Genomic DNA, 18,819 nt, shown 5'->3' with positions numbered 1-18,819 from the left:
ATGCCCGTCTCCCTGGCTGCCGTTACCGCTTTTGTGGTTCTCGTAACGGCAACCTTGTCGGGGATTTTTGGCATGGCGGGCGGCATGATCCTCATGGCCTTCCTCACCTTCACCTTTTCGGTGGGCGCGGCGATGATGCTCCATGGCGTGACGCAGGCGGTATCGAACGGCTACCGCGCGGTCATCAACCGCGACGATATCGTCTGGAGGCTCGTCGCGACCAACCTGGCGGGCTCTATCGCCGCGCTCGCACTTTTCATGCTGGTGAGTTTCGTACCGGAAAAGGCGACGGTCTACCTGGTGCTGGGGGCGATCCCTTTCGTGGCCTTCTCCATCCCCAAAAGCTGGGGGCTCGACATCACCAAACCATTGGTTTCACCGGCTTGCGGATTCGTTGTGACGGCGTTGACACTGACGGCCGGTGTTGCGGGACCAATCCTCGATGTCTTCTTTGTTCAAAGTCCGCTGACACGTCATCAGATCGTCGCGACCAAGGCGGTGACGCAGACGCTGCAGCATCTGACGAAACTTCTCTACTTTGGCGTACTGGCGGCGCATCTGCTGCCTGACGCAAACCTGCCTTGGTGGATTTATGTGATGGTTGCGCCGCTCGCCATGCTTGGTACGACGCTTGGCAAGATGATGCTCGACCGGATGAATGATGGGCAATTCAAGAAATGGAGCCGCTATATTCTCGTCGTGCTGGGAGTAATCCTGATCTGGCGGGGGCTGTCGCTATCACTCGGCTGAAAAGCCCTTCGCGGCGAGGAACTTCCGGCGGCCCTGTTCACCAAGTTTTTCCATGAGCGGCAGCAATGGTCTGATCATCCAGGGGAACGAGCCGAAGAAGCGCGCGGTAAGGCTCGCACTGTAAGGCGAATAGACTTCGAGCTTGCCCGTGTCGATTGCCTTCAGTGTGGCCATTGCAATGTCTTCGGGCGACATCACCTTGTCGATGAAATTCAGCACCGACCCGCCATGCATCGCCTCGTGATGGAGCATCGGCGTATCGACCGCGGCGGGATAGACCCCGGACACTTTCACGCCGCAGGGCGCAAGTTCCTGATGGAGGCCGCAGAGAAAGCCGCGCAGGCCGAACTTCGAGGCTGAGTAGATTGCACTGTCCTTGAGCGAAATGACGCCGCCAAGCGAAACGGTGGCGACCATTGCACCGCTTTTCCGGGCGATCATCTGCGGGGCGGCAGCGCGCATCAGGCGAATGGGTGCGCGGAGATTGATTTCGAGATGAAGATCGAGCGCTTCGGGGGTGAGACCGGCGACGGCCCCCGGCAGTACGACACCTGCATTGTTGATAAGAATATCGAGATCTGCGAGATCGGTATGGAACCGTTCGCAGAGTACCTCCACGTCATCGCGCGAGGCGAGGTCGCAAACGGTTTTCTTCGGCTCGCGGTCAAGTGTGCTGGCCAATGCGTCGAGTGATGCCCTCTCGAGATCAACGAGAATGAGGTCATATCCGCGAGCGTCGAGCGCGCGAGAGACCGCCGCGCCGATGCCACCGCCCGCCCCGGTGACGAGCGCCTTCATGCTGCCTCGCTTACGAGGACGACACGCAGCTTGTCGAAGCAGCCATCCGCGAGGTCGTCCCAGCCGAAGCGCTTTCGAATGCGGCCCATCTGCTTTCGATAAGCGTCGATCTCGACATAGGTTGCGTGGCGCGAGGAGCCGACAAATTTGATGCCGCCGGTGAGGTTTGGCCGGTCGGTGTCAAAGAACCTGTCGAGCTTGGCGGCCTCGTCGCCGCCCTTTGCGCGGACCGTGATCGTGCGGGCGATGAGGTCGGCCATTTCGTCGAAGAGCTTGTAGGCGCCGCCATTCGTTTCCATGAAGCCGAGTGCATAGAGAGACGGGTGCTCGCGGCTGAAAAGGTTCATGTAGAGATCGGGCTTGCCGCTCTTCCAGATGAAGAGGGAAGGGTCGACATAAGGCACTTTCCAAGTGTAACCCGTCGCGCAGAGCACGAGGTCGATCTCTTCCGATGTACCATCCTTGAAGTGAACGATCTTGCCTTCGAAGCGCTCGACATCCGGCTTCGCCTTGATGTCACCATGCCCGAGATAGTGAAGAAGCTGCGTGTTCAGGATCGGATGTGTCTCAAAGAGTTTGTGGTCGGGCTTCTGAAGGCCGAACCTCGTCAGGTCACCATTCAGGATGCGCAAGATGACGCCGAAAATGCGTTGCGTCAGCCACATCGGCAGGTGCGGTCCCTCATGTGCGAAGACATCGGCCGGTATGCCGAAAAGATGCTTTGGCAGGAAGTGATAACCGCGCCGCATGCTGATGAAAGCAGAGTCCGCTGCTTTCGCTGCATCGCAGGCGATGTCGCAGCCGGAATTTCCCGCACCGATCACTAGCACACGCTTGCCCTTGAACTCGTCCATTGAGCGGAAGGTGACGGCGTGGCGCATCTCGCCCGTGAACGTGCCCGGATAGTCCGGCATCGCGGGATGCCAGTTGGTGCCATTGGCACAGACCAGTGAGCCATAGGCTTTCGTCTCGCCGGTGGAGAGCGTGACGATCCATGTGCTGTCGGCTTGCAGCTCCGTCTTCACGACCGAGGTGTCGAAGCGGATGTGATCGCGAAGTCCGTAGGCATCCGCGAAGAGCTTCATATAGCCGTGGATCTGCCTGTTCGACGGGTAGTCTGGATAGTCGTCCGGCATAGGAAAGTTGTGATAGTGCGATTGCGTCTTCGATGAAATGAAATGCGCCGAGTCGTAAACCGGTGAGCCGGGGTTCGATTGGTCCCAGAGGCCGCCGACATCCGAATGCCGCTCATAGACATCGAAGGGAATGCCATGCCGCAGAAATGTACGAGCGAGACTGAGCCCGGCAGGCCCGCCCCCTACCACGCATACACGACCGATTTCGTTCATTGGCCCGCCCTCGAAATAAATGAATAATCCTCACATTTGTAATAAGTGATAAACCCTCATATTTTTGCGCGCAAGAGGAAAGTGAGTGTGAGAACCATATGACCGATATCGTCGGCATTCGCCGCCAACCGATCCAGGCCCGTGCCCGTGAGCGCGTGGAACGGATTTTGACAGCGGCAACCGAACTCATCGCAGAAACCGGAAGCGACGCTGTGCGAATGACCGAAGTGGCCGAGCGCGCGGGCGTGCCCATTGGTTCGCTCTACCAGTATTTTCCCGATAAGCCGGCAATTCTACGCACTCTCGCGATGCGGGTGATGGAGCGCGTTCGCGATGGACTTCGCCTGAACCTTGAGGGCGTGAAAAGCCCGGCAGATGCGATAGCGCGCATCGATGCGATCATGGTCGGCTACTACAATCTTTTCCTGACCGAACCCGTGACGCGCGATATCTGGTCGGGTACGCAGTCTGACAAGGCGCTGCAGGAACTCGATATCGAGGACAGCCGCCGGAATGCGCAGATATTTTCCGCTGCTCTGAAAAACTTCGTGCCGAGGCGCAATCATGCGCGGCTCGAAGCTGCTTCCTTCCTGCTCATGCAATTGTCCGGCGCAGCCGTCCGTCTCGCCATCGCAGTCGACCGGCAGGAGGGCGATAGATTAATCGAGGAATATCGCTGCATCATGAACCGCGAACTCGAAAGCCTGCTCGGGAATTGAACATGGTGTCCGCTTCCGGCTTGCCGGGCGTGTGACTGCTTCATAGACTCGCAATCCGGTTCCGGCGGCGGAACCCCGTGTAGACGAGGTCGCAAGATGGTGAAGGCAGCAATCCGTGTCGGCATCGGGGGCTGGGTCTTCGAACCTTGGCGAGGCACCTTCTATCCCGAAGGGTTGACGCAGAAGCGCGAACTCGAATATGCGAGCAGCAAGCTCTCCACAATCGAGGTCAACGGCACCTATTACGGATCGCAAAAGCCCGAGACCTTCGCGAAATGGCATGACGAAACACCGGATGGGTTCGTTTTTTCGCTGAAGGGCCCGCGCTTTGCGACCAACCGGCGCGTATTGGCGGAAGCCGGTCCTTCCATCGAGAAGTTTCTGGCAAGCGGCGTGACGGAACTGAAAAAGAAGCTTGGCGTTATCAACTGGCAGTTTGCTCCAGCCAAGAAATTCGATCAGGACGACTTCGCTGCTTTTCTCGATCTCCTGCCGAAGAGCCACGACGGTGTTGCGCTTCGTCATGCCGTTGAGGTGCGGCATGACAGCTTCAAGACGAAAGAGTTTATCGGGCTCGTAGAAGATCGCGCCGTCGCGGTGGTGACGGCTGCGGATGCTGAGTACACACAGATCGGTGATGTGACAGCACCCTTTGTCTATGCCCGTATTATGGGGACGGACGAGAAGGAAAAACTCGGCTATTCGAAAAAGGCGCTCGATATGTGGGCGACACGGGCCGGCGAGTGGGCGAAGGGGGAGACCCCCGCAGGGATAGACACGGTGGTGGGGAAGAAGGCGTCCAGGCCCCTCAGTGATGTTTTTCTCTACGTGATTTCAGGGGCGAAGGCCCGCAACCCCCTCGCGGCAATGGCGATTGCGGACCGTCTGAAGTAACGCTTAAAGGCCGGGTACCGGAAAGCGCGAGGTGAGCGCGCGAGTGCGGGCGGCGAGCTTTTCTTCGGCCACGCGATTGCCGCCTGCGGCAAGCGCCTCGGCGATAATCTCTCCGACTTCCGCCATCTCCCGTTCACCCATGCCGCGCGCGGTGGGCGCGGGCGTGCCAAGGCGAAGGCCGGAGGGTCGCATGGGCGGGTTTGGGTCGTCGGGTATCATCTGCTTGTTGGTGGTGAGCCCTACGCGGTCCAGCGTTTCCTGTGCTGCCGCGCCGTCGATCCCGAAACTTGCGACCGTATCGATAACGATGAGGTGATTGTCCGTGCCGCCGGTAACGAGCATGACCTGCCGCCTCGTGAGCGCAGAGGCCAAAGCCTTGGCATTTGCAAGAACCTGGGCGGCGTAGTCGCGGAAGGCAGGCAAGGCAGCGAGGCGAAAGGTAACCGCTGCTGCCGCAACCTGGTTCATATGCGGACCACCCTGAAGGCCGGGGAAGACCGAAGCGTCGATCTTCTTTGCAAATTCTGTCTTGCAAAGAATAAGGCCGCCGCGCGGACCGCGCAGCGACTTGTGTGTCGTAGTCGTCATTACGTCGAATCCGGCGTCGAGCGGATTGCGCATGACATCGGCCGCGATGAGCCCGCCGATATGGCTGACATCCGCCATGGTGAGTGCGTTCACTTCGTCGGCGATGCGTTTGAAATCCGCATAGTCGTAGTCGCGCGGATAGGAGGAGTAGCCGCAAACGACGAGCTTTGGCTTCGTCTGGCGCGCCACGGCGCGGAGTTGGCCGAAGTCGATGGCGCCGGTTGTGAGGTCTGTCTTGTAGCGCACGAAGTTGAAGAGGCGCCCCATATGGCTGACCGGTGCGCCATGCGTGAGGTGGCCGCCATGGGAGAGGTCCATCGCGAGGATCGTATCGCCAGGCTGCAAAAGGCCGAGATAAACCGCCTGGTTCATGGGGGAGCCTGAAAGCGGCTGCACATTCGCATGCTCAGCTCGAAAGAGCGCCTTGGCACGGTCGCGGGCAAGCGTTTCGATGCGGTCGGTGTTCTCCTGCCCACCGTAATAGCGCCGCCCCGGATAACCTTCTGAATATTTGTTGGTGAAGGCCGAGCCGAGAAGCGTCAGCACTTCGGGGAAGGCGTAATTTTCCGACGGGATCAGTTCGAGCCCCGCGCGCTGACGGGCTTCCTCCCCCTTGAGCGCGAGAAAGATTTCATTGTCGGTCTGCGCAAGCTGCGCCTTTTCCTGGGATGACGGCATTTAAGTCTCCTTCGAGCCAAAACAAAAAACGCCCGGCCAGCATCTTCATGTGCTGCCCAGGCGATCGGCTCGAAAGACCAGTCTCCGCGCTCCCCGATGGTTGCCCATCTCATATCGCCAGTCGCGCGGAGGATATGTGCGACCGGAAGTGAAAGGAGTAGAACGCCGGGTGAGCGCGGAGTCAATTATGTTGTCACAACCCTAAAATCCGCTTCGCAATGATGTTCTTCTGGATCTCGTTGGACCCGCCATAGATCGATTGGGCGCGAGTACCAAGATAGGAGGCGACCGCCGGGGCTGCGTCGGCGGGCAGGGCGGTATTGCCCGTCCAGGCGGGGGCGACCGAGTCCGGGAAGGCAGGTTGCATATAAGGCCCTTGAGCATCCATCCCGAGTTCAGTGATGTCTTGTGCGAGCTCAGTCGCGATGATTTTCAGGATCGAGGATTCATTGCCCGGCGCGCCGCCTTCCGCGACGGAAGAAAGTGTGCGGAGAACGGTGATCTCCAGAGCGTCGAGACGTGCGTCGAGGCTGGTCAGCTTTTCGACGAAGGCGGGGTCTTCGAGCAGCCCTCGCTCGCGCGCGACAGCACGCGTATTGGCAAGTTGCTTCCGCTTTCCCGCGACGTGTGCGTAAGACGTGCGCTCATGGCCGAGAAGGTAGTTGGCATAGGTCCAGCCCTTGCCCTCTTCGCCGATGCGGTTCGCCTTCGGCACACGCACATCCTCGAAGGTGACGCTATTAAGCGAATGCTTGCCGTCGATAGTGATGATCGGATGGACGGTGATGCCCGGCGTCTTCATGTCGATCAGGAGGAAAGTGATGCCCTCCTGCTTCTTCTCTTCCTGGGAAGTCCGCAGCAGGCAGAATATCCAGTCGGCATGCTGACCGAGGCTCGTCCAGATTTTGGTGCCGTTGACGATGTAGTCGTTTCCGTCCGCGACCGCACTCGCCTGCAGCGAGGCGAGGTCGGAGCCGGAGCCCGGTTCCGAATAACCCTGCGCCCAGAAGGTTGTGCTGTCGAGAATGCCGGGCAGCCAGCGTTTCTTCTGTTCCTCCGTGCCGAAGGTGTAGATCACCGGACCGACATAGAGGAGGCCCATCGGGACCACATTGAGCGCACCCGCGCGCTCAAGCTCTTCGTCGAAGATATATTTTTCGTTGGCGCTCCAGCCCGTGCCGCCCGCCACTTTCGGCCAGTTGACGGCGAGCCAGCCTTTGGCGGCCATCGCGCGCTCAGATTTCTGGTAGTCGGATTTTGAGGGCGACGCGCCGGTCGTCATCTTCTCCACGATGTCGCGCGGATACTCGTTCTCGAAGAAGTCCCGGACTTTCATCCGGAACTCTTCGTCTTTTTCGGAGAATGTGAAATCCATTAGCCGTCCTCCCAAATTTAATTCGAAGGACTCTAGCTTGTCGCAGCAGGTGCGTCAGCGGTATCGATAAACGCCCTTATGGCGGACGCAACGTCAGCTCGCAGAAAATTGACAAAAAGAGAGGGCCGGTGTTTCCACCGGCCCTCCGATATCACGTTCAAATGCTTTCGCTCAGAAATCACGCTCAAACTGCAAGAGAGCTCTTAATTCTTTGGAACTCAGAACCATCCCTCTTGTTGAGCGGGCATTGATGATACGCAAGGTGCGCGCGGGCCTCGCCAAGGCCTGCCGCGCCGGGTTGCAGAGATTTAATTCGGCATCATGCTCGTTGAAAGCGCGATCTTCCACGGCCTGCAACGCAGCATCTACTTCAAGTCTGTCCAGCACTCCGTTTTCGACCAGCCTGTCGAGGATCGTCCCGACCGTCTGAAAAATCCCTGTTACTAGCATTTCAAGCTCTGCTAACCGACTTGCTGCGGACATTCTTCCTCCAGATTTGTGATGCAGCTTTTTCCGTCACCCCTGCCGAAACGAAAGAGCACCCGTGTTTCTAGTTCTAAATGGAAACGCAACTTACGTTTATACTTGAGAGGCAAATTCAAATATTTTCAAGGAAAATAGGAATTTTATAAATATTCAATTTCATTGTGAAATAAAGATTGCAGGCTGATTAAGTGAATAAACGGAGTGTTTTTACATCACTCTGCTTCTTGCTTCGTTGTTCGACGGCGCAACCGATAGTCATGACGAGGACCGCGTGACCCATAATGTGGGACACAAAAAGGGCCGGTGTTTCCACCGGCCCTTCGTATTTCGAAGTGGAGAAAGCAGGACTTCTTAGAAGTCCATGCCGCCCATACCACCCATTCCGCCCATGCCGCCCGGCATACCGCCGCCGCCGCCGCCATTGCCTTCAGCCTTCGGCTTGTCGGCAATCATGGCTTCGGTGGTGATGAGGAGGCCGGCGATGGAAGCCGCGTCCTGAAGCGCCGTGCGCACGACCTTGGTCGGGTCGATGATGCCGGCGGCCACGAGGTCGCAATATTCTTCCTTCTGCGCGTCGAAGCCGTAATTGGCCTGCTTCGACTCGAGAACCTTCTGCACGACGATGGAGCCTTCGACACCGGCATTCTCGACGATCTGGCGGATCGGAGCTTCGAGCGCCTTCTTGACGATGCTGATACCCGCCTGGATATCGCGGTTATCGTCGAGAACCTTGCCGACGGCCTTGGACGCCATCAGGAGAGCCGTGCCACCACCGGGAACGATGCCTTCCTCGACCGCCGCGCGGGTCGCGTTGAGCGCGTCGTCGACGCGGTCCTTGCGTTCCTTCACCTCGACTTCGGTGGCACCGCCGACCTTGATCACCGCAACGCCGCCAGCGAGCTTCGCGAGGCGTTCCTGCAGCTTCTCCTTGTCGTAGTCGGACGTCGTTTCCTCGATCTGCCGCTTGATCTGGCTGACGCGAGCTTCGATGTCCTTCTTCTTGCCCGAGCCGTCGACGATCGTGGTGTCGTCTTTCGTGATCGTGACGCGCTTGGCCTTGCCGAGCATGTCGAGCGTAACCGTTTCGAGCTTGATGCCGAGGTCTTCGGAGATGACCTGACCGCCCGTGAGGATCGCAAGATCTTCGAGCATGGCCTTGCGGCGATCGCCGAAGCCCGGTGCCTTCACGGCCGCGACCTTGAGGCCGCCGCGGAGCTTGTTGACCACGAGCGTGGCGAGGGCTTCGCCTTCGATGTCTTCTGCAATGATGAGCAGCGGACGGCCCGACTGCACCACGGCTTCGAGAACCGGAAGCATCGGCTGCAGGCTCGTCAGCTTCTTTTCGTGAAGCAGGATGAGCGGCTCTTCGAGCTCGGCCACCATCTTGTCGGCATTGGTGATGAAGTAGGGGGAGAGATAGCCGCGGTCGAACTGCATGCCTTCGACGACATCGAGTTCGGTTTCGAGCGACTTGGCTTCCTCGACCGTGATCACGCCTTCATTGCCAACCTTCGCCATCGCCTGGGCGATCATGGCGCCGATTTCCTTTTCGCCGTTGGCCGAAATCGTGCCGACCTGCGCGACTTCGTCGTTCGACTTGACCTTCTTCGAGCGCTTGGTGATGTCCTCGACGGCCGCACGCACGGCGATTTCGATGCCGCGCTTAAGGTCCATCGGGTTCATGCCGGCGGCAACCGACTTTGCGCCTTCGCGAACGATCGCCTGCGTCAGAACGGTCGCGGTCGTCGTGCCGTCACCCGCCGTGTCGTTGGTCTTGGAAGCAACTTCCTTGACCATCTGGGCGCCCATGTTTTCGAACTTGTCTTCGAGTTCGATCTCCTTGGCGACCGTCACGCCGTCTTTCGTGGTGCGCGGTGCACCGAACGCCTTGTCGATGACGACATTGCGGCCCTTCGGACCGAGCGTCACCTTCACCGCATCGGCAAGAATATCGACGCCGTGAAGCATCTTCTCGCGCGCGCTGCGGCCAAATTTGACTTCCTTAGCCATGTTCTTCTGATCCTTCTGAATTTTTGAAACGGAATGAAGGCCGCAGGGGCTCGCAAAAAAAGCCCGCGGCCGTTATCCGGTTGCGAGCCTTATTCGGCAGCTGCCTTCTTCTTGGCACCACCTTCGAGCACACCCATGATGTCGCTCTCTTTCATGATCAGCAGATCCTGGCCGTCGATCTTGACCTCGGTGCCGGACCATTTGCCGAAGATCACGCGGTCGCCGGTCTTGACGTCTGGCGCGATAACCTTGCCATCATCGCCGCGGGCACCCGGGCCCACCGCAACGACTTCGCCCTGCGAGGGCTTTTCCTGAGCCGTATCCGGAATGATAATGCCGCCGGCGGTCTTGGCTTCTTCCTCGACCCGGCGCACTACGACGCGGTCATGCAGAGGACGGAACTTCATCTCTGGCTTCTCCTGTGTCCCAACCGCTAAGTTGCGGAAATTTATTGAGAATTTTGAGGCTGTTAGCACTCACAGAGAGCGAGTGCCAATACCTGCGCGAGAGATAGGTGTTGCAGGGCGGACTGTCAAGCACCGGCAGGTCCTAAAGCTCAGGAGAGAGCGAGAACAGCCCCGCCAAACCGGCGCTTGAGATGCCCCAGAAGGCTCGCCGCAAAGAGCGTAGCACCAAGAATTTCCATGATCTCTTCAACGCAATAGGCAAGCTGATAGGGGAAGCTCTCTTCGCCATAGAGGGTGAGGAGTTTTCCGCCGACGATCTCCATGCCGAGTGCACCGCCAACATAGAGAAGGCCGGCACCGAAGAACATGAGACGCGTCCGAGAGGGAAGAGCGAGGAGGAAGGGGAGATAAAAGAGCCCGAGCATTGCCACCACGACCGCCCCCGGGATCACCCAGCCGAAGTGCAGGAAACCGTCGAGGGCGAGCCCGCTGCGCAGCGGTTCGATCAGGACTTCATGGACACCTGTTGCCTCGTCGACCGACAAGCCCACGAAAATGGGCACAAGCAAGGCCCAATGGAAAAGGCTGCGCTCGCCACGTCTCCTCGCCGAAAGGGCGGTGACGGCCAGGAGAGCGGCAGAAAAGACAAGCATCAGCGAGCTGTACCAGGCGGGCAGGCAATACTCTGCATTGAATGCGAGGTGCCGCAGATCTTTCGCGACTGTCTCGAATCCGAACGCCGTTACATACCATTCCCGAAACAGCCCGAGAAAGATTACCAGCAGCGAGGCAAGCCAGAGCCAGGCCGACATGCGCCAAGGGTTCAGGCGAAAAACCTCTTTTTCCCGAGATGGAAGCGCCCCGCCAGCCGCAAGCTCAACCATTTCTTAGTCCCCCATTGTGACACTCACGGAACGATCTGTTCTCTCCGAAGCAAGATGGAGACCAAGGGACTTCGATGGCTCTCTCAGCCGATATCAAGCATGACAGCCAGGCGGTGAACGGTGCACGGCATCTTGCGATGGCGCTTGCCTATGCGGTCCGGCCATCGCGGTTGCTGCACCCGTTCGGCTTTGCGCGGCTGCTGATCGAGCGGCTGTTTCGTCGTGTACCTCGCACACAGTTCCTGAGAGAGCCCGAGGAGGCTCTCGCTGCCCCCGACGGGCTTGTCGATATCGGGGGACCCATGACACCCGAACGGCTGATGGCCGCCTATCGGCGCGCCATCTTCCCCTGGTGTCATGTAGGGCCCGTAAAATGGTGGGCGCCCTCAAGGCGCGCGGTTCTCTTTCTCGAAGAAAGCCGCATCGAGAAAAATCTCCGGCGTCTCCTCCGGCAAGGCAAATACCGCGTAACCTTCGACACGGCCTTTCGGGAGGTGATGCGTGGCTGCGCCGAGCCGCGCGCGGGGCGCTACGCTCTGACCTGGATCAGCCCACGTTTCATGGAGGCCTATGCGAAGCTCCACGAGATGGGACACGCACATTCGGTAGAGGTCTGGGACGATGATGAAGGCGTGCTCGCGGGCGGCCTTTATGGTGTGGCCTGCGGGGGCGTCTTTTTCACGGAATCGCAATTTGCAGGCAAGCGCGATACCTCGAAAATCGCTTTTGTCACGTTGAACCGCCACTTGCAGCATTGGGGCTACAGACTCAATGACGGCAAGGACATGACGGGTCACCTCGCAGCTCTCGGCATGCGCGAGATTCCCAGAGCGGAATTCGACCGGATTGTACGCGAACATGAGAATGACAGACATCCGCCCGGCCGCTGGGAAGTCGACCCGGAACTCGACGTGGCGGGATGGAAGCCGGAGGCAGAAGTCTAGGCGCGAAGGCCGCGCAAGGTCATGCGGATGATGGCCGTTAGCTGTGTACGGAAGGTTTCCTCGTCAGGCGCCTTCTCCGCTCCGCAGGCTGCCGCTATGAGAGCGTCCGCAGCAGCGTCATCCGTAAGGCCAAGGGAGGCCGGGTCGAGTTCGCCCGCCTCGACGCCCTCCCGAACGAGGCGCCGTACGGCGCTGTAGAACCGGTCGTGAACCTCGCCAAAGACATCTTTGGAAAAGCGTGAGCCACTGTCGACGAGTTCGGCTGCATGGGGGCTCGACAATATCCAGCGATAGACGAAGCCAAGTTTCGCTTCCATGAGTGCGGTGAGCTTCGCTTCCAGCGGAAGGTCGAGCGCCTCGGCGCGCGTCACGCCCTCACCGACCTGCTCCGCGAGCGAATGGCAGATGGCCTCGAAAAGCTCATCCTTGCTCTTGAAGTAGAGATAGAGCGTGCCCTTGGCGACAGCGGCGGCGCGCGCGATGTCTTCCATCGAGGTGCGGCGATAGCCGTAGTGGCGGAAGAGATCGAGCGCGGAAGTGAGAATCACTTCGCGCTTGTCCGCCGCTCCGGCCGTCTTCTGGAGGGCGGCGCTGTCCTGTGCTTTTGACATCTCTCTATCGTCTGCGTCCGGTTTCTAGTTTCGGATCGTGAAAGGGCATGTCTTGATGGCGGGCACAACGAGCGTGCGCACCGTCTTGCCACAGGTGTAATAGCATATCTTTCGTGCGCCTGTGCGCTGCTGGTTCGTCAACGAGCAGCTTGCCTGTGCGTATTGCTGATAGTCCGGCTTTCTGCTCATTTCCAGTTCAGGATTGCCCGTTGAAAGCGCTGCCAGCACCAGCATACCCGATATCGTAATCGATCCCATTGTTCCCTCCCCCCGGAAGCCCTGCATTTCATCGCAGTCTAGCACTTTTGCCGCTCAGGTTTTCAAGCCATGCAAAAGCGCCCCTGCCGCGGCATTTGTGCATATCGCACATGGATGTAGGATGCGCCCGCATGAATTTTGATCGGGGGAAGACATGACGACGGAAGCGGTAAAAGCAGCGAAAGCGGCAATCGGATTGCCCGGATCGAGGGCCACGATCCCCACCCCGGCACTGGTGCTCGATCTCGACGCCTTCGAGCGAAACGTGGCGCGCATGGCCGAACACTGCAAGGTGAACGGCCTCGGAATAAGGCCGCATGCGAAAACGCACAAGTCCGTGACCATCGCGAAAGCGCAGATCGCAGCCGGCGCGCTCGGGGTCTGCTGCGCCAAGCTCGGCGAAGCGGAAGCGATGGCCGAAGGCGGCATTGAAAGCATCCTTGTGACATCGCCCGTCGTGACGGCCCAGGGCATCGAGCGGCTGATGGCGCTCAACACAAAAATCCCGGAGCTTATGGTTGTCATCGACAACCCGGAAAACGTCCGCACGCTCGCCGCCGCGACCTCGGAAGCGGGCCGTATATTGAAGGTGCTGGTCGACCTCGATGTGGGTTTGCACCGCACGGGCATCCGCCCCGGTGGGGACGCGACGGAGCTTGCGGAACTGATCGACGCCGCGGAGTTTCTCGAACTGCGCGGGTTGCAGGCCTATGCCGGACACCTGATGCATATTCATGATTTCGCGGAACGGCGCGAGAAGTCGCTCGCCGCGATGAAGATGCTCGGCGAACAGCGCGACGTGCTGAAAGCAAAAGGCATGTGCTGCGATATCGTCTCCGGCGGCGGCACGGGCAGTTATAACATCGACCCCGAAGCGAAGGTGCTGACGGAGCTGCAAGGCGGTTCCTACATCTTCATGGACAAGCAATATAATGACGTCGCGCTCGGCAATGGCGCGAGCTTTCCCTTCGAGACGTCGCTCTTCGTGCAGATGTCGGTCGTGTCGAACAACACGAAAAATCTCGCCACGACCGATGCGGGCTTCAAGTCGTTCTCCACAGACGCGGAACCGCCCGTTCTTTTCTCCGGGGCGCCTGAAGGGGCGAGCTTCTTCTTTTTTGGTGACGAGCAGGGCGGCATATTGCTGCCGGATGGCGCGCGGCTGCCATTAGGCAGTGTACTGACGGCTGTGACACCGCATTGCGATCCGACGGTCAATCTTTACGACAATTACTACGTCGTGAAGGAGGACCGGCTGGTCGATATCTGGCCGATCGAGGCGCGCGGAAAAAGCGCCTGAGCGGCAGGCTATACGGGGATAAAACGCCCTGAAAACGCCCGACCGTCATCAAAACGTAACGAGAACGTCACAAAGGGCCGGTTTATCCCCCGTCCTCTATTCATGAGCGGTTGCGGGTGACGAGATGTGTACTCGCCGGGGAGACGGGAAGGGTGCTTTTCCCGTCTACGCGAAAGGGGCGCTTGCCGTCCCCGGGAAACTTGTACCCGGTTTTGGCCCAAAAACAGGTAATCCCCGCTTCTGCTGCGGCTTGAGGAAAGGTTCGCTTGCCTTCGTCTCGCACATCCCTAGCTGTTAAGGTGGAAGGCGAAGCGAACAGGAAGTGGAGTGCTGAATGCGGATCGGAATCCTGACAGGCGGCGGCGATGTGCCGGGCCTCAACCCCTGCATCAAGGCGGTGACGCGACGCGCCATAGAGCATGGATGGGAAGTGCTCGGCTTTCGGCGCGGCTGGGCAGGGCCGCTGCATTTCGATCCCGACAACCCGGAAGCGGGCGAGGGGCATCTGATGCGCCTTGACCATGAGGCCGTGCGAACCATCGACCGCAAGGGCGGCACGGTGCTGCACACCTCGCGCGTGAACCCGAAAGCGATGAAGGAAGATCAGCTTCCAGATTTTCTGAAAGGCCGCTTCGCTGCGGCCGATGACGGAACAGTGGATTGCACGCCGCATGTGGAGCGCGTGTTGAATCATCTCGGCATCGACGTGATGCTGACGATCGGCGGCGACGGCACGCTTTCCTATAGCGCGCATCTGCACCGGCATGGTGTGGTGAAGGTCGTCTCGATTCCGAAGACGATGGACAATGATGTTTTCGGCACCGATTACTGCATCGGCTTTTCAACCGCGGTGACGCGCTCGGTCGACTATATCAATGCGCTGCGGACCTCGACGGGCAGCCATGAACGCATTGCGGTGGTGGAGCTTTTCGGACGGCACTCGGGCGAGACGGCGCTGATCGCGAGCTATCTCGCCGATGTGGACCGCGCCGTGATCGCCGAGGTGCCTTTTGACGTGGAGAAGCTTGCCAAACTTGCAGCCGCCGACCGGCTTGAAAATCCGGCGCGCTACGCGATGATCGTCGTGTCCGAAGGCGCGAAAATGGAAGGCGGCAAGGTGCTGACGCATGAGCAGACGGACGAGTCCGGCCGCAAGCGCCTCGGCGGCATTGGCGAGATGATCGGCGAGGAACTGACGCGGCTTACGGGCGTCAACACGATTACGCAGTCGCTCGGCTATCTCATGCGCGCGGGCGCGCCGGACTCGCTCGACCAGATGGTCGCCAAGGGGTTCGGCACACTGGCCGTACAGGAAATTGCCGAAGGACGAACCGGCTTCATGACGGCGGTGCGCGACGGCAATTACACGACCGTGCCCGCCGACACCTGCGTCACGGGCAGGAAGCGCGTCGACGTCAGCGCCTTCTACGATGTCGAGACCTACCGCCCGCGCGTGGCGAAGGTGCTCGGCATGCCGATGTATCTGTATTGACGTTTCTGCATCGAGAAACGTGCATCCCACCCTCCCCAAGGGGAGGGTGGGAGGAGAGGTCTGCCTCGCGCCCTACCGCTTCAACTGCATGGTCTGGCGGCCTTCCTCGTCGTCACCGCCGATAACGGTGAAACCGAAGCGGTGATAGAGCGAATGGGCGTCATTGGTCGACAGCATGATGCGGGTGACGGAACTGAGCGCCGGATCGCTCACCATCGTCTCGACGAGCCACTTGCCGAGCGCGTTGCCGCGATGGACGGGCAGGATGTAAACATCGCTCATCCACGCGAAGCGCGTGATATCGGTGACCATGCGGCCGAAACCCGCCTGTTCGCCATCGGGCGAATAAAGCCCGTAGGACCGCGAGTTCTCGATGCTCGTCCAGAGATGCTCAGGAGAGACGTCGCGCGCCCAATAGGTGGCGCCCAGCATTTTCAGAATCGATTCCTTGTCGAGGCGGGACTGGTCGGTATTGATCTCGAAACCGTGACGGCTCCAGGAGGAAATCTCGGAAGAACTCATACGCTCACTCGTTAACCATATTCTTGTTGTTTCCGGGACCGCCCCTTATTTGGCCCCCGCACGTTGAGCATAGACCCAGGCTTCCTCCGCGAGCGGACGGACATTCGCCGCCATCTGCTTCGCATGTTCACTGGATGCCGTTCCGTCCCTCACCCGCCCCGCGATTCCCTGCAGGATACCGGCAAGACGGAAGAAATTATATGAAAAATAAAAATCGAGATTTTCGATTCCGTTCGGACGGTTCGTCCGTTCACAGTACATCTGGATGTATTCCTCCAGCGTCGGGATGCCGAGTGACTTGAGGTCCGATGTGCGGATCGAGCCGGTGCCGCCGCCGGTGCCCTGACCGGGCATGACCCACTGCATCAGACTGTAAGTGAAGTCGCCGAGCGGGTGGCCGAGCGTCGACAGCTCCCAGTCGAGAACGGCGATCACTTTCGGTTCTGTCGGATGAAGGACGGTGTTGTCGAGGCGATAGTCGCCATGGACGATGGAGTTGGAGTCTTCCTGCGGAATGTTTTCCGGCAGCCATTCCATGAGCTTGTTCATCTCCGGGATGGTTTCCGTCTCGGAGGCGACATATTGCTTCGTCCAGCGCGAGATCTGGCGTGCGAAATAATTGCCGGGCTTGCCGAAATCGCTGAGGCCGATCTTTTCGTAATCGACCATGTGGAGCCGCGCGAGCGTCTCGTTGAGCGATGAGTAGATTTTCCAGCGTGTTTCCTTGTCCTGCGCGGGAAGGAGCGGCTCCCAGAGCACGCGGCCCTCGACCATGTCCATGATGTAGAACATGGTGCCGATGACGCTGTCATCCTCGCAGAGGCAATAGGTGCGCGGCGCGGGAAAGCCTTCGCCATGCAGCGCCGTGATGACCTTGTATTCGCGGTCGACGGCATGCGCGGAGGGAAGGAGCTTCCCCGGCGGCTTGCGGCGAAGGACATATTTCTTCGATGGCGTGATGAGCTGGTAGGTCGGGTTCGACTGACCGCCCTTGAACTGCTGGACGGTGAGCGGGCCCTGAAAGCCCTCCACATGAGCGGCCATGTAATCTTCAAGGCGCTTCTCGTCGAACTTGTGGCTTTCGGCGACTTCCTTGGTGCCGGAAAACTGCTCCTGCCTGCTGGCTTCTTCGCTCATTTTTGTTTCACTCCCCGTGTCGATTATTCTGTGTACGTATTTTGTTGTTTCCGCGGGTTTTTCCTTCCCACCCTCCCCTTGAGGGAGGGTCAAACCGCTGCAAGCGGTTTGGGGAGGGGTTGCGGAGCGTCAGTCATTTGATCGATGGCAATTTCATTGAAGCCGTCGCCGCGCCCCCGCCCCATAAAATTCTGCGCTTCGCTTGAATTTTCTGACCCTCCCTCAAGGGGAGGGTGGGAAGAAAGGGCTGTTGGCTGGTGCATCTCCATCGTCATCTCGAAGCCGTCCTCACGCACTCTGCGTTTCGCGCTCGATAGCGCGGTAGCCGATGTCGCGGCGGCAGAAGCCTTCCGGCCAGTCGATCTTCGCAATGGCTTCGTAAGCGCGCGCCTGCGCCTGCGCTGTCGTGGCGCCGGTGGCCGTGACGTTCAGCACACGCCCGCCCGTTGCATAGATGCGGCCTGCTTCGGCCTTCGTGCCGGCGTGGAAAATCTGCACATTATCGAGCGCACCCGCCTGCTTCAGGCCCTTGATCTCGGTGTTCTTGCGGTAGTCGCCCGGATAACCGGCAGCGGCCATGACGACGGTGAGCGCGACCTCGTCCTTCCAGCTTATCTCGGCCTTGTCGAGCGTGCCATCATGGCAGGCGCGCAGCACCGGCAGAACGTCGGAGGCAAGCCGCATCATCAGCACCTGTGTCTCCGGGTCGCCGAAGCGCGCATTATATTCGATGAGCTGCGGACCGGATTTCGTGATCATGAGGCCCGCATAAAGGACACCCTTGTAGGGCGTACCCTTGTCGCGCATGGCGCGGACGGTGGGCTCGATGATCTCCTTCATCACCTGCGCGGTGAGTTCGGGCGTGAGGACCGGCGCGGGCGAATAGGCGCCCATGCCGCCCGTGTTCGGGCCTTCGTCATTGTCGAAGACGCGCTTGTGATCCTGCGCGGCGACGAGGGGACGGACATGGGTGCCGTCGCAAAGCGCGAAGAAGCTGGCCTCCTCGCCTTCGAGAAATTCCTCGACAACGACTTCCGCTCCCGCCTCGCCGAAGCGGCCGCCGAAAATGGCGTCGATGGCGGTTTCGGCCTCCGGCATCGTCAGGGCGATGATGACGCCCTTGCCGGCGGCGAGCCCGTCCGCCTTGACGACGATGGGAACGCCATGCGCGGCAATGAAAGCCTTGGCGGCGGCGGCATCCGAAAAGCGGCCATAAGCAGCCGTCGGTATGTCGTATTCGGCGCAGAGATCCTTGGTGAAGCCCTTGGAGCCTTCGAGAAGGGCGGCTTTGGCGGTGGGGCCGAAGCTCGCGATGCCCTCGGCGTCCAGCCGGTCGACAAGACCCTTCACCAGCGGGTCTTCAGGGCCGACCACGACGAAGCCGATATCCTTTTCGCGGACGAAGTTCACAATGGCGTCGAAATCATGGGCGGAGAGGGCGATGCATTCCGCCACTTCCGCGATGCCGCCATTGCCGGGCGCGCAATAAAGAGTGCCGCATTCCGGGCTTTTGGCGATGGCCCAGCACAGCGCGTGCTCGCGGCCGCCAGAGCCGATGACGAGAATATTCATTCGGGTTGCCGTTTCCTGAGCTTCCGGTGCGAAAGGGTTGGGGCG

General features: G+C 59.7%; 19 protein-coding genes and 1 riboswitch. Of the genes, 6 read left to right on the top strand and 13 right to left on the bottom strand.

Annotation, left to right across the window (positions count from 1 at the left end; genetic code table 11):
- Complete coding sequence (locus tag ABJO61_RS08460) at positions 1 to 750, top strand: TSUP family transporter (RefSeq protein WP_348325623.1); 750 nt, start codon at positions 1 to 3, stop codon at positions 748 to 750.
- Here the strand turns inward: ABJO61_RS08460 and ABJO61_RS08455 are convergent.
- Together ABJO61_RS08455 and ABJO61_RS08450 are read right to left on the bottom strand one after the other, a co-directional pair.
- Positions 739 to 1,548 (bottom strand): SDR family NAD(P)-dependent oxidoreductase, encoded by an 810-nt coding sequence (locus ABJO61_RS08455; protein ID WP_348325625.1) that lies wholly within the window; start codon positions 1,546 to 1,548, stop codon positions 739 to 741. The two genes, ABJO61_RS08460 and ABJO61_RS08455, sit on opposite strands and share 12 nt — an antisense overlap.
- Positions 1,545 to 2,897 (bottom strand): NAD(P)-binding domain-containing protein, encoded by a 1,353-nt coding sequence (locus ABJO61_RS08450; protein ID WP_348325627.1) that lies wholly within the window; start codon positions 2,895 to 2,897, stop codon positions 1,545 to 1,547. Before ABJO61_RS08450 ends, ABJO61_RS08455 begins: the two co-directional genes overlap by 4 nt.
- Positions 2,898 to 2,995: 98 nt before the next feature.
- Between ABJO61_RS08450 and ABJO61_RS08445 the strand changes: the two genes are divergently transcribed.
- On the top strand, positions 2,996 to 3,616 hold the full coding sequence (locus ABJO61_RS08445; protein WP_348325629.1) for a TetR/AcrR family transcriptional regulator: 621 nt from the start codon (positions 2,996 to 2,998) through the stop codon (positions 3,614 to 3,616).
- A 96-nt stretch (positions 3,617 to 3,712) separates the two neighbouring features.
- On the top strand, positions 3,713 to 4,510 hold the full coding sequence (locus tag ABJO61_RS08440) for a DUF72 domain-containing protein (RefSeq protein ID WP_348325631.1): 798 nt from the start codon (positions 3,713 to 3,715) through the stop codon (positions 4,508 to 4,510).
- A 3-nt stretch (positions 4,511 to 4,513) separates the two neighbouring features.
- Here the strand turns inward: ABJO61_RS08440 and glyA are convergent, their stop codons facing one another.
- The 6 genes from glyA to ABJO61_RS08410 form a co-directional block, all read right to left on the bottom strand.
- Positions 4,514 to 5,776, bottom strand: a complete 1,263-nt coding sequence (gene glyA, locus ABJO61_RS08435; RefSeq protein ID WP_348325633.1) for a serine hydroxymethyltransferase — start codon at positions 5,774 to 5,776, stop codon at positions 4,514 to 4,516.
- A gap of 47 nt (positions 5,777 to 5,823) precedes the next feature.
- A riboswitch (ZMP/ZTP riboswitch) is annotated at positions 5,824 to 5,911 on the bottom strand.
- 58 nt (positions 5,912 to 5,969) lie between these two features.
- Positions 5,970 to 7,151: an acyl-CoA dehydrogenase family protein gene (locus tag ABJO61_RS08430; RefSeq protein WP_348325635.1), complete on the bottom strand. Its 1,182-nt coding sequence runs from the start codon at positions 7,149 to 7,151 to the stop codon at positions 5,970 to 5,972.
- A gap of 171 nt (positions 7,152 to 7,322) precedes the next feature.
- Positions 7,323 to 7,634, bottom strand: coding sequence for a hypothetical protein (locus ABJO61_RS08425; protein ID WP_348325637.1), 312 nt, complete (start codon positions 7,632 to 7,634; stop codon positions 7,323 to 7,325).
- Positions 7,635 to 7,988: 354 nt separating this feature from the next.
- A complete protein-coding gene (gene groL, locus ABJO61_RS08420) occupies positions 7,989 to 9,647 on the bottom strand; it encodes a chaperonin GroEL (protein WP_348330948.1) in 1,659 nt (552 codons plus the stop codon).
- 89 nt (positions 9,648 to 9,736) lie between these two features.
- The gene (gene groES, locus ABJO61_RS08415; protein WP_348325641.1) at positions 9,737 to 10,054 is read right to left on the bottom strand and encodes a co-chaperone GroES; all 318 of its coding nucleotides are present in this window, start codon (positions 10,052 to 10,054) and stop codon (positions 9,737 to 9,739) included.
- Between the two features lie 149 nt (positions 10,055 to 10,203).
- Entirely contained in the window at positions 10,204 to 10,938 is a 735-nt protein-coding gene (locus ABJO61_RS08410; RefSeq protein WP_348325643.1) for a hypothetical protein, read from the bottom strand.
- A gap of 74 nt (positions 10,939 to 11,012) precedes the next feature.
- Between ABJO61_RS08410 and aat the strand changes: the two genes are divergently transcribed.
- Positions 11,013 to 11,882: a leucyl/phenylalanyl-tRNA--protein transferase gene (aat, locus tag ABJO61_RS08405; RefSeq protein WP_348325645.1), complete on the top strand. Its 870-nt coding sequence runs from the start codon at positions 11,013 to 11,015 to the stop codon at positions 11,880 to 11,882.
- On the opposite strand, the gene ABJO61_RS08400 is transcribed toward aat, so the two are convergent.
- On the bottom strand, positions 11,879 to 12,493 hold the full coding sequence (locus ABJO61_RS08400; RefSeq protein WP_348325647.1) for a TetR/AcrR family transcriptional regulator: 615 nt from the start codon (positions 12,491 to 12,493) through the stop codon (positions 11,879 to 11,881). The two genes, aat and ABJO61_RS08400, sit on opposite strands and share 4 nt — an antisense overlap.
- Before the next feature lie 24 nt (positions 12,494 to 12,517).
- The gene (locus ABJO61_RS08395) at positions 12,518 to 12,751 is read right to left on the bottom strand and encodes a hypothetical protein (protein WP_348325649.1); all 234 of its coding nucleotides are present in this window, start codon (positions 12,749 to 12,751) and stop codon (positions 12,518 to 12,520) included.
- Between the two features lie 154 nt (positions 12,752 to 12,905).
- Between ABJO61_RS08395 and ABJO61_RS08390 the strand changes: the two genes are divergently transcribed.
- On the top strand, positions 12,906 to 14,051 hold the full coding sequence (locus ABJO61_RS08390; RefSeq protein ID WP_348325651.1) for a DSD1 family PLP-dependent enzyme: 1,146 nt from the start codon (positions 12,906 to 12,908) through the stop codon (positions 14,049 to 14,051).
- 334 nt (positions 14,052 to 14,385) lie between these two features.
- Positions 14,386 to 15,543, top strand: a complete 1,158-nt coding sequence (locus ABJO61_RS08385) for an ATP-dependent 6-phosphofructokinase (RefSeq protein WP_348325653.1) — start codon at positions 14,386 to 14,388, stop codon at positions 15,541 to 15,543.
- Positions 15,544 to 15,615: 72 nt separating this feature from the next.
- Here the strand turns inward: ABJO61_RS08385 and ABJO61_RS08380 are convergent, their stop codons facing one another.
- The 3 genes from ABJO61_RS08380 to purD form a co-directional block, all read right to left on the bottom strand.
- A complete protein-coding gene (locus ABJO61_RS08380) occupies positions 15,616 to 16,065 on the bottom strand; it encodes a GNAT family N-acetyltransferase (protein WP_348325655.1) in 450 nt (149 codons plus the stop codon).
- Positions 16,066 to 16,110: 45 nt separating this feature from the next.
- The gene (locus ABJO61_RS08375; RefSeq protein WP_348325657.1) at positions 16,111 to 17,202 is read right to left on the bottom strand and encodes a phosphotransferase; all 1,092 of its coding nucleotides are present in this window, start codon (positions 17,200 to 17,202) and stop codon (positions 16,111 to 16,113) included.
- A gap of 288 nt (positions 17,203 to 17,490) precedes the next feature.
- Positions 17,491 to 18,774 carry a phosphoribosylamine--glycine ligase gene (purD, locus tag ABJO61_RS08370; protein ID WP_348325659.1) on the bottom strand — a complete coding sequence of 428 codons (1,284 nt, stop codon included), beginning with the start codon at positions 18,772 to 18,774 and terminating at the stop codon, positions 17,491 to 17,493.
- Positions 18,775 to 18,819: the final 45 nt, after the last annotated feature.

Origin of the sequence: Parvibaculum sp., assembly GCF_039973015.1 — a bacterium.
In the GTDB taxonomy this organism is placed as follows: domain Bacteria; phylum Pseudomonadota; class Alphaproteobacteria; order Parvibaculales; family Parvibaculaceae; genus Parvibaculum.
The sequence above is the reverse complement of the archived record's forward strand: the minus strand, read 5'-3'. Positions and strand labels throughout refer to the sequence as shown.

Coding starts and splice junctions, on each gene's coding strand:
- aat (WP_348325645.1), top strand. CDS start 11,013: ATGGCTCTCTCAGCCGATATCAAGCATGACAGCCAGGCGGTGAACGGT.
- ABJO61_RS08390 (WP_348325651.1), top strand. CDS start 12,906: ATGACGACGGAAGCGGTAAAAGCAGCGAAAGCGGCAATCGGATTGCCC.
- ABJO61_RS08410 (WP_348325643.1), bottom strand. CDS start 10,938: ATGGTTGAGCTTGCGGCTGGCGGGGCGCTTCCATCTCGGGAAAAAGAG.
- groES (WP_348325641.1), bottom strand. CDS start 10,054: ATGAAGTTCCGTCCTCTGCATGACCGCGTCGTAGTGCGCCGGGTCGAG.
- purD (WP_348325659.1), bottom strand. CDS start 18,774: ATGAATATTCTCGTCATCGGCTCTGGCGGCCGCGAGCACGCGCTGTGC.
- glyA (WP_348325633.1), bottom strand. CDS start 5,776: ATGCCGTCATCCCAGGAAAAGGCGCAGCTTGCGCAGACCGACAATGAA.
- ABJO61_RS08455 (WP_348325625.1), bottom strand. CDS start 1,548: ATGAAGGCGCTCGTCACCGGGGCGGGCGGTGGCATCGGCGCGGCGGTC.
- ABJO61_RS08400 (WP_348325647.1), bottom strand. CDS start 12,493: ATGTCAAAAGCACAGGACAGCGCCGCCCTCCAGAAGACGGCCGGAGCG.
- ABJO61_RS08375 (WP_348325657.1), bottom strand. CDS start 17,202: ATGAGCGAAGAAGCCAGCAGGCAGGAGCAGTTTTCCGGCACCAAGGAA.
- ABJO61_RS08430 (WP_348325635.1), bottom strand. CDS start 7,151: ATGGATTTCACATTCTCCGAAAAAGACGAAGAGTTCCGGATGAAAGTC.
- ABJO61_RS08460 (WP_348325623.1), top strand. CDS start 1: ATGCCCGTCTCCCTGGCTGCCGTTACCGCTTTTGTGGTTCTCGTAACG.
- ABJO61_RS08445 (WP_348325629.1), top strand. CDS start 2,996: ATGACCGATATCGTCGGCATTCGCCGCCAACCGATCCAGGCCCGTGCC.
- ABJO61_RS08450 (WP_348325627.1), bottom strand. CDS start 2,897: ATGAACGAAATCGGTCGTGTATGCGTGGTAGGGGGCGGGCCTGCCGGG.
- ABJO61_RS08440 (WP_348325631.1), top strand. CDS start 3,713: ATGGTGAAGGCAGCAATCCGTGTCGGCATCGGGGGCTGGGTCTTCGAA.
- ABJO61_RS08425 (WP_348325637.1), bottom strand. CDS start 7,634: ATGTCCGCAGCAAGTCGGTTAGCAGAGCTTGAAATGCTAGTAACAGGG.
- ABJO61_RS08385 (WP_348325653.1), top strand. CDS start 14,386: ATGCGGATCGGAATCCTGACAGGCGGCGGCGATGTGCCGGGCCTCAAC.
- groL (WP_348330948.1), bottom strand. CDS start 9,647: ATGGCTAAGGAAGTCAAATTTGGCCGCAGCGCGCGCGAGAAGATGCTT.
- ABJO61_RS08395 (WP_348325649.1), bottom strand. CDS start 12,751: ATGGGATCGATTACGATATCGGGTATGCTGGTGCTGGCAGCGCTTTCA.
- ABJO61_RS08380 (WP_348325655.1), bottom strand. CDS start 16,065: ATGAGTTCTTCCGAGATTTCCTCCTGGAGCCGTCACGGTTTCGAGATC.